Here is an 8,918-nt window from a genome sequence, read left to right on the forward strand (position 1 = left end):
AACATATTGGCTAAACCAGTCGATGTTGCATAGTGATTTTGACTTATCAAATAGTCGCTATACATATCAAGAAGATCCAGTTTCATGTTTTGTCCTTAAAAACTTATGGACGAAAAATATGATTATTTCAAGCAGAAATCAACTATTGCTGCGTAACATCAGTTAATAATCATATTCCTTACACTTATAGCGCTGAACCTTGCGTACTATACCGTTCCTTATGCAAGTTTTCGGAATTACACTTTTTGCAATGCATTGCTGATGACCTTAATACATAGTTGTATTTTGACATAAAACTATCTAAACGTCAAAACTCTCGAAAATTTAACTACGATCTTAACTTTTTATTTTAAAAACAACACGCTTTTTCGCAAATGTTAGCTTGCTTTACTCTGATAAAAAACAATTCTTACGCTTATTTATGGTATAACGTAAAACCCAGTTCAACATTCAGCTTGACATTTCTTAAACCGTGTCGTCAAAAGAAATTCAATCAAAGAAAAAGGAATCTGATTTGAACAAAAGCAAGAAATGAAAAAGTATTTTTCACGCAATCGCGTTGCAAGTTCGCTTCAGCATTTTATTGGTATCATATTCTTTGTTTGTAACAAAATTTTCAGCATCTATTCCTTCAACAAGCCAGCTAACTTGCTTGCAATCAGCAACAGCACCTGACGTAACATAACTTTGACCAGAATATCATGCGTATCCACGGCCATATGTACATATGTAGCCTCGTGTTGAGCACCTTTTTGTTCGACCCATGCCTTGGTTACTTTCCTTAACGTTTGCTGCATAAGGATGTACTCTGATATGAGTGACATCTATCATCAGCCACTCATAGTTTGGATCAACACTCAGTTTTTCTAAAAGATTTTCCAAAATTCCTTTATCTCATCATCTACAAAATCTTCTGTGCGTATTTTTCAAATCTCCATAATCCGGAGAAAGATCTCGCTAAGGAGAACCCGATATCAAAATCCATAAAACAGCGTTTATAAATTTACGACTGCCCCTTACTTTTTCTCCCCACCCCCCTTCTCTTCCCGGTAGATGAGGCTCTAATATTTTCCAAAATTTGTCGGATACGTCGTGTATTCTGTGCCGTTGCGTCATCTTTTTTTAAAAACAAAATTCCTAATTTATAATCGTATCTTTCACGACAAATGAGTACTGATTTTTTTATAAATTTTTATTTTTTCCTGAAAAAACAGCGACTTTTATCATTTTTAAATTTTAAATACATTCAAAACCACTTTTAATCTAAACAAGCTTCAGTTCAAATCTATAAACAATACACCATCACATTAAACATAACACTCTACACAATAAGCTTATTTCCAATATCCGCTCACTTAAAACGATTGTCCCCAAACAAACAAAAACGTCTGTGTTTGATCCCAATCTTTACGTTGTACAGGCTTTGCAAATAAAAATCCAATATTTCCAACCATCGGAAGTGTCCATATTAACCCTGCCCCATAAGAAGCGCGATTTTGAAAATTTTGGCTTAAAATATATGCAGCATTGTCTCTTTTTCCAAAAATAGAATTCCACAAAGATCCCGTATAACCAAAAACCACTGCTCTAAGAGGCGTTTCTTTAGGAATGCCCAAAAAATCTAATCCCCAATAAAACTTTATGGATGCGGTATAATAGCATCGAGCAAACAAAGCATCTCCAGTACGCTCATCGCGAGGTCCAAGTCCAGAAAAACGAAACCCTGGAAAAGAAAATAAACCTAAAGTAAATTGATCTGAAAAACGCATGTACCCTACCCTATTAATCACACCTCCTTGAACTTCGAACTTTAAAATAAACGTTCTTTCATTATCAAGAGGAATATAATGAGTAGCCATAACGATATTTTTAAGGCACTTGATTTCCCCACCCACTCCGTGAAACACAGTGCTCCATTGAACTCCTGTTCCACTCACATACTCTCCGTTCTCAACATGCGCTCTTGCGTAGTCTATTTTATGCTCCAAAGAAGCATTTAAGATATTATACTTTCCGTACATATTTTCTAAAATATAAGGAGACATATAAGGAGAAAAATGGCTTACATGATCAGCATGCATACTGTATCCCCAAGATTGAGAAAGCGTCGAAGATAAAGGATAGCGAGCATAAATGTCTCCTCCACCGGCGCTCTGCTTGTATGCCCCCTCTCCAGAAAAATTACCTGACGTTGTGCTGCGAAAACGATTAAAGAATACGGTACCACCTAACGTTAAATTACGCCCAAAACTAAATGGATTTGCTACTCCAGCACGAAAATCCATACCATGTTGAGCAACCATAGCACTGAAATTTCCATACAAAGCACGACCAAATAAATTGCGCTCCTCTAATCCTATTTGCCCAATAATACCGTCTTGTGTACTGTATCCACCGGAAAATTTAATATCTCCCGTTCCTTTTTCCTTAACCTCAACAACAACATCTTGAATTTTTGGATGCTCAGTAGCTGAAGTTTTAATTTCTACAGATTCAAAAAAATCCATATTTTCCAAAAGCTCTTTAGAATTATTGATCTTATTTATGCTTAAAGAATCGCCTTCTGAAAGTTTTAAAACACGCCGAAAAATTCTATCATTTGTAGCATAATTTCCTTTCATTAAGATTTTTCCTACATAAACAACAGGAGCTTTTCGCGCTATAAAACAAAGAGCAACCTCTTTTTTTTCTTCATTTTTATCAACAATTGGACGTATTTCTACAAAAGACAACCCCCTTGATTCAAGTTCTTGTGCCATACGCGCAGAAACTCTTTCTGGCATCTCAGCATTAAAAACCTCACCTTTTCCTAAAGAAATATGTGATTCTAATCCCTTCAAATTCAAGTTTTTGATTTCACTTTGAATTTTAACATCAGAAATGCAGTATTGGGGGCCTTCTTGAATAAAAAATGTAATATAAAAATGCTCTCTATTTTTTGCTAATTGAGTATGTGCAGTAACTCGAACATCAAGATATCCATTTCTGTAATAATGTTTACGAAGTAAATCACAATCATACTCAACACGAGTTTTATCATAACTTTCGGCTGGATCTCCCAAAATACGCCACCATCGATCTTCCAAACTCGTAATGACACTTTTTAGCGTACGATCGGTAAAACCAGGAGATTTAGAATCAATGAAAAAACGAATTTTTTTATTGTAGCTTCGATTTCCTTCCTGAATTTGAAAAATAACATTGACACGATTTTGCTTTAAACGTTGAATCAAAGGAAAAACCTTAGCTGCATAATACCCTTTATTACTGTACAACTGAGTAACGCGTTTCACTTCGCTAGAGATAGCTTCTTTAGAAAAAATATCTCTGGGTTGTAAAGTCGTATCCTCTTTTAAATCAGACCTGGAAACTTTTTGATTTCCCTCAAAACGCACCTCTGATATGGAAGGATTTTCTAAAACTCTCACTGTAAGAGTATTTTTTTCTAAAGAAACACTGACCTCTTTAAACAAACCGCTATTAAAAAGATTTTTAACAAATACATCTAAATCTCCTTGAGTACAATAAGATCGATTGGGAAGATGATCTAAAATAGCCTGACGATCTACGCGATGAATGCCTTCTATATGAACAGAGTGTATCGGTTTTTTTTCTTTATCGGAATGATCCAAAAGCTTAGATGAATCTGGAAGCAATGTTTGTAAATTTTCATCAGGTTTTGCTGGAGAAAAATGCTCTAATGCCTCTGGAACTATCGCATCGTCTTTAAAACCTTCACCTTCTTCAGGAAGAGCATGTGTTACAGCAGTAGAAGGGTTATTAACTTCCGATGATTTTTTCTCTTCTTTTTCAGAAGCACCCAAAATTTCAGAAGCACCTAACTTTTTTTTTGCTGAATCTAACGCACTTTCCTTTGTGCGCTCTGGCAAAGTAAAAGAACTTTCTGGATCTACAGAGTTTGCTTTTTGCACTAAAAACAATACCAAAAAAAATACTACAGGTAAAACCTTCAAAATCAACGTTAAAAAAGCATCTGTTACGACGATTATGCAGCTAATCTTAAAAAAAAACAAGACTCTTACACACAACGATAATATGAACAAACAGTAAAGAAAACATGCATATTAGGAACAAAAACGTGAGCTTCCTATCACTTTATATAATAATTTATATAAAGACTGAAAATGAAGCGTTTTTTATTCCGAACTTTCATATTTAATCCGTTCCAAAAAATGATAACTTGTCGATGTTAGTATCCATTCATCAATGCTTTTAAATATCTGTAATGAAAACGTTGTATTGATTTGAAAAAACTATTCATACATAGAAAATCTAACAAAATATTAGCATTTTTTTTGTATAATTAACTAATGTTTTCTAATAAAAAAATTATAAAAATGAACAATAAAAAATATATTATTTTTTTCTTAACGATAGGAAGCGTAGTAGAGGTGTACGCCTTCCCATATGTTCAATCCCCTCAAATTACTTCATTTTCAGCCAATACTATGCCTTCTAATGTCAGCACTGTTCAGCAACCTTTTAGAGCTCTTTCTGTGCAACCATTTAATGCTAATACTGCACAGAAACCATTTAATGCTAATACTATACAGCAACCATTTAGCGCCCGTCCTGCGCAACCATTTAATGCTAATACTATACAGCAACCATTTAGCGCCAGTCCTGCGCAACCATTTAATGCTAATACTATACAGCAAACATTTAATGTCCGCACTCCTTTGCAAAACTCTTATGGTTTAAAAAATGCGCAACCAATTCCAACGAATCCCAATAATTTTAAGAACTTAACTATCTATCCTAATCAAAGCGGTCCATTGCTCAATACTGTTCCGCCTTATCAAAACAGTGTTCAGTTGCTGAATACTATTTCCCCTAATCAAAATAGTGCTCCTCTAATAAATCGCTCTGCACCTTCTTACCCTGGCTCTGGACAATATTTTCCTAAAACCACACCACTAACACCTATACAACAAGGTTATTCAACACAATTTATTCCAAATCAAAATGGCCTGATTCCGCAACAAAATTACGTGAACACTAAACCTGATGATACGTATACATCTAAATCTAGTGATCAAAATAACTTTGATCACAATCAAAAACAAACTAAAGAAAATATTCAAATTTCTACAGGTCCTGTACAAGGAAAATTGAGTTTTGGAGGTTTAGTAACGCAGATGGGGGCCAATGTGTTAAAACAATATTCGAATAACACTAACAATAAATCTTTGGGAAACGTTGCTGACGCATTCGGAGCTTTGGGAAAAGCTATGACGACAGTTAATGATCAAAGAGATAAAAAAAGCACTTTATAGAAATAATCCGTATAAAGATGTTGGACCTTTTGCATAAATCGTTATCCATTTTTCAAAAGAATGTTTCTTTTTTCTTTTTCCGTTATTGATGTTCACGATTCCTGCGATAATTGTAAATTTTATGGAATAGCGTTGATCTTTATTGCGTAAAAAATCGTACTATTGAACATTTTGATATCGAAAGAAATACGTCCAATTTCGATTCTAAACTTTTTCCTTCAAAGCTTTAAATTAGTTCTAATAAATTAAATTGAGGTTTCGTGTTAAAGAATAAAAGTAAATTTTGGCAATAAGCAATCTAAGTGAAAATTTCTTTGCGATATAGATCTGAGAATTTTTTTTTTTCTAGAAATAACGTACATTTTTGAAAAATCTGATCGCCCATTGTCTTTTTAAAATAACGAAAATTCTCACAGACAATGGGGCGCAATTTAATTATGAATTGCTTGCACTATATCTGAAGCAAAAAAACAAAACGCCCCCCTTTGATGTGATGTGCAAGAAGCATAACATTGAACGCAGGCTCACCAAATTCAAGCATCCTTGGACCAACGGTAAGGTCGAAGTCATCAACAGCCCCCTCAAACAACGTGCAACAAAGGCTTATTTTTACAAAAACCTCGATGAGCTGAAGTTCCATATGATGACTTTTGTGCTTTATTATAATCATCAAAGAAAGCTGAAATCATTGAAATATCAAACCCATTTTGATATTATTATGTTAGAATTTGAGCATAATAATTCAAATTTTAATTCATAATCCAAATTACATGTTGTTGGGACTAAACGTTTAATTTACTATAATGTGAATTTTACCATTTCTCTTTCTCATAAATTTAGAACTTGTGTTGAACCTAATTTACTACATACGTTTTTGAAAAAAGGCAGAGATACGATGCATATCAAAAAATTATAAAAAATTTAATACTCTACGTATAAGTTTTTTTTTAATTCTGATATTATACTAGAAATGCAATTTTTTTTCTCATAAGATGTTTCCTAAATTCACAGTAAAAAAAAATACACCATATGGTCGATTGGGAACAATTTTTACAGCTCATGGAAATATTTCAACCCCCTCTTTCTTTTTTTGTGCGACGAAAGCAACAATAAAGGGAGTAGATGTTTGGACCATGGAAACATTAAATACTCCCGTAATTCTGGCAAATACGTACCATTTAATGCTACAACCTGGAGCTGAGGTTATTGCTAAAAGCGGAAGTGTTGGAACGTTTATGGGGTGGAGCGGCCCCACTTACACGGACTCGGGTGGATATCAAATTTTTAGCCTTGGATACGGTTGCGTTTCTCAAGAAATAAAAGGATCCCCCAGGTCTGGGCGTTATCTTAAAATTTCTGAGAACGGAGCTACTTTTTTAAGTTATCGTGATGGAAGCACATGGTGCCTTACACCTGAGCTGTCTATTCATGTCCAGCAAGCTTTGGGAGCAGATTGTATTTTTACATTAGACGAGTGCACCCCATACCATATTTCTTATGAACAAACACGCGCTTCTATGGAGCAAAGTCATCGTTGGGCAAAAAGATCTTTAACAGCATTTTTAAAGGAAGATGCTCCTTATAAAAGATCATACCAAGGGCTGTATGGAATTTCTCAAGGAGGTATTTATCCAGATTTACGCTGCCAAAGTGTAGATTTTTTAAATTCTATGCCTTTTTTTGGTCATGGTATTGGGGGATCTTTAGGCAAAACTTCTGCTCAAATGAGAGAAGTTTTAGATATGGCATTAGAAAATTTATGCCCAGAACGCCCCATTCATTTGCTTGGGATTGGAAAAATTCAGGACATTTTTGATGGAATTGCAAAAGGAATTGATACATTTGACTGTGTTATTCCTACACGATTAGGACGTCACGGAGGGGCTCTCATCAGACCTCACTATTGGAGTACCGCTCATGAAGCGTATCATTCACGCGCTTCCATTAATCTCTTAAAAGCGTGTTTTAAAAATGATCATCGCCCTATTGATGAAACATGCACATGCCCTACGTGCCAAAGATATACGCGCGCATATCTTCATCATTTAATGAAATCAAAAGAAATATCTGCCGGTTCTGCTTTAACGATACATAATGTTTTTTTTATGAATAGCATGATGGAAGCAATTCGTGACGGTATTGCCTTAAATTCCATGAAGGACGTGCGTCTACAATGGGTAGGTGATTGAACTTTATTTTTAGAGTAAAAAAATTAAAAACACTAATTTTAACACAATAAATAAAATATTTTCAAATACAAACAAATAAGATGCGTGTTCGGATATTAACTTTTTTTCGTTTAATTGATGTAAAAAATATACATAGATCTAAAAAATTGTGTTAAAAGTGCGATCTGACACTATGGAGGGAAAATAGAATGGATAAACAAACATATACGATTTGTGTGCAATCTGAATTTTGTGGTATGCGATTAGACCAATTTTTAACAATACATCTTCCAAACTGCAGTCGCGCTTGTGTTCAAAATCTTTTGGAGCAAGGGCAAGTTCAAAATTCAACAAGATTTTTATCCAAAAAAGATCAATCCATGAAAGTTATCTTGGGGTCAATTTTTAAAATCGATATTTTACCTCCTGAGCCATTGACATTAAAACCTATTGTTATGAATTTAGATATTTTGTACGAAGATGACGATATTATGATCATCAACAAGAAAGCAGGACAAGTTGTTCATCCTTCTTCAGGGCATCAAGAAGACAGTTTGGTACATGGACTTATTGCGCATTGTCAAAATCAACTTTCTCAATTAGCAGGGTGCCAACGCCCTGGCATCGTTCACAGATTAGACCAATTTACAAGTGGAGCATTGTTAATTGCAAAACACGATATTGCCCATCGACATTTAAGTCAGCAATTTGAAAAACGTCATGTTTTTAAAAAATATTTTGCGATCGTTTACGGGTGTCCTACCCCTCCTGTGGGGCGTGTGGAAGTTTGTATAGGAAGACACCCAAAACATCCTTTTCGTAGAGCTGTCAGCTTAACGCAAGGAAAACAATCTTTAACACGCTATCGCGTTACAGCGCAATCCTGTTGTAAAAAATATAGTCTTTTAGAATGTTTTCCAGAAACCGGAAGAACGCATCAAATTCGAGTACATTTAGCTCACCTTGGAAATAGCATCGTAGGGGATAAAATGTACGGGCACGGTCGAGCCCATAAAGATTTATTACGTCAAGGACTGCACGCGTATCAATTATCTTTTCTTCACCCTATGACGCACCATAACATATCTATTACAAGTGATATTCCCCAAGATATGTTAGATTTTTTATTCCTTTATTTCGACAAGCATATTTTAAATTTTTGACTTTTGAAGTATTCAGTAAAAATTACCGTAAATTTTTTGTTTTCTAACGTTTAGAAACGTGTATATATCTCTAATCTCATTCGTGCTAAAATGGCATAACTGTTTCTATAATTGACAAACGAACTCAAGAAAACGGTCTACCTTTTGGGAAGAATCATGTATCGCCTGTTGCTTAAGTGCTGATGTTACGCAGCAATAGTTGATTTTTGCTTGAAATAATCATATTTTTCGTCCGTAAGTTTTTAAGGACAAAAAATGAAACTGGATCTTCTTGATATTTATAGCGACTA

At 34.6% G+C, this 8,918-nt stretch carries 6 protein-coding genes; 4 read left to right on the forward strand and 2 right to left on the reverse strand.

Annotated elements, in window-relative coordinates:
• Positions 1-623: 623 nt before the first annotated feature.
• A complete protein-coding gene (locus P618_RS08465) occupies positions 624-797 on the reverse strand; it encodes a hypothetical protein (RefSeq protein WP_024161231.1) in 174 nt (57 codons plus the stop codon).
• Positions 798-1,355: 558 nt separating this feature from the next.
• Entirely contained in the window at positions 1,356-4,034 is a 2,679-nt protein-coding gene (bamA, locus tag P618_RS04985; RefSeq protein WP_021827300.1) for an outer membrane protein assembly factor BamA, read from the reverse strand.
• Between the two features lie 324 nt (positions 4,035-4,358).
• Here bamA and P618_RS04990 point away from each other — a divergent pair, with 324 nt between their 5' ends.
• The 4 genes from P618_RS04990 to P618_RS05005 all read left to right on the forward strand — a co-directional run bounded on the left by P618_RS04990 (position 4,359) and on the right by P618_RS05005 (position 8,628).
• Positions 4,359-5,297: a hypothetical protein gene (locus tag P618_RS04990; protein ID WP_040458535.1), complete on the forward strand. Its 939-nt coding sequence runs from the start codon at positions 4,359-4,361 to the stop codon at positions 5,295-5,297.
• 568 nt (positions 5,298-5,865) lie between these two features.
• Positions 5,866-6,057, forward strand: coding sequence for a hypothetical protein (locus P618_RS09500; protein WP_420805330.1), 192 nt, complete (start codon positions 5,866-5,868; stop codon positions 6,055-6,057).
• A gap of 232 nt (positions 6,058-6,289) precedes the next feature.
• On the forward strand, positions 6,290-7,486 hold the full coding sequence (gene tgt / locus P618_RS05000; RefSeq protein WP_021827295.1) for a tRNA guanosine(34) transglycosylase Tgt: 1,197 nt from the start codon (positions 6,290-6,292) through the stop codon (positions 7,484-7,486).
• Between the two features lie 188 nt (positions 7,487-7,674).
• Positions 7,675-8,628: an RluA family pseudouridine synthase gene (locus P618_RS05005; protein WP_021827294.1), complete on the forward strand. Its 954-nt coding sequence runs from the start codon at positions 7,675-7,677 to the stop codon at positions 8,626-8,628.
• Positions 8,629-8,918 lie beyond the last annotated feature (290 nt).

It is taken from the genome of Holospora obtusa F1 (assembly GCF_000469665.2).
Lineage (GTDB): Bacteria > Pseudomonadota > Alphaproteobacteria > Holosporales > Holosporaceae > Holospora > Holospora obtusa.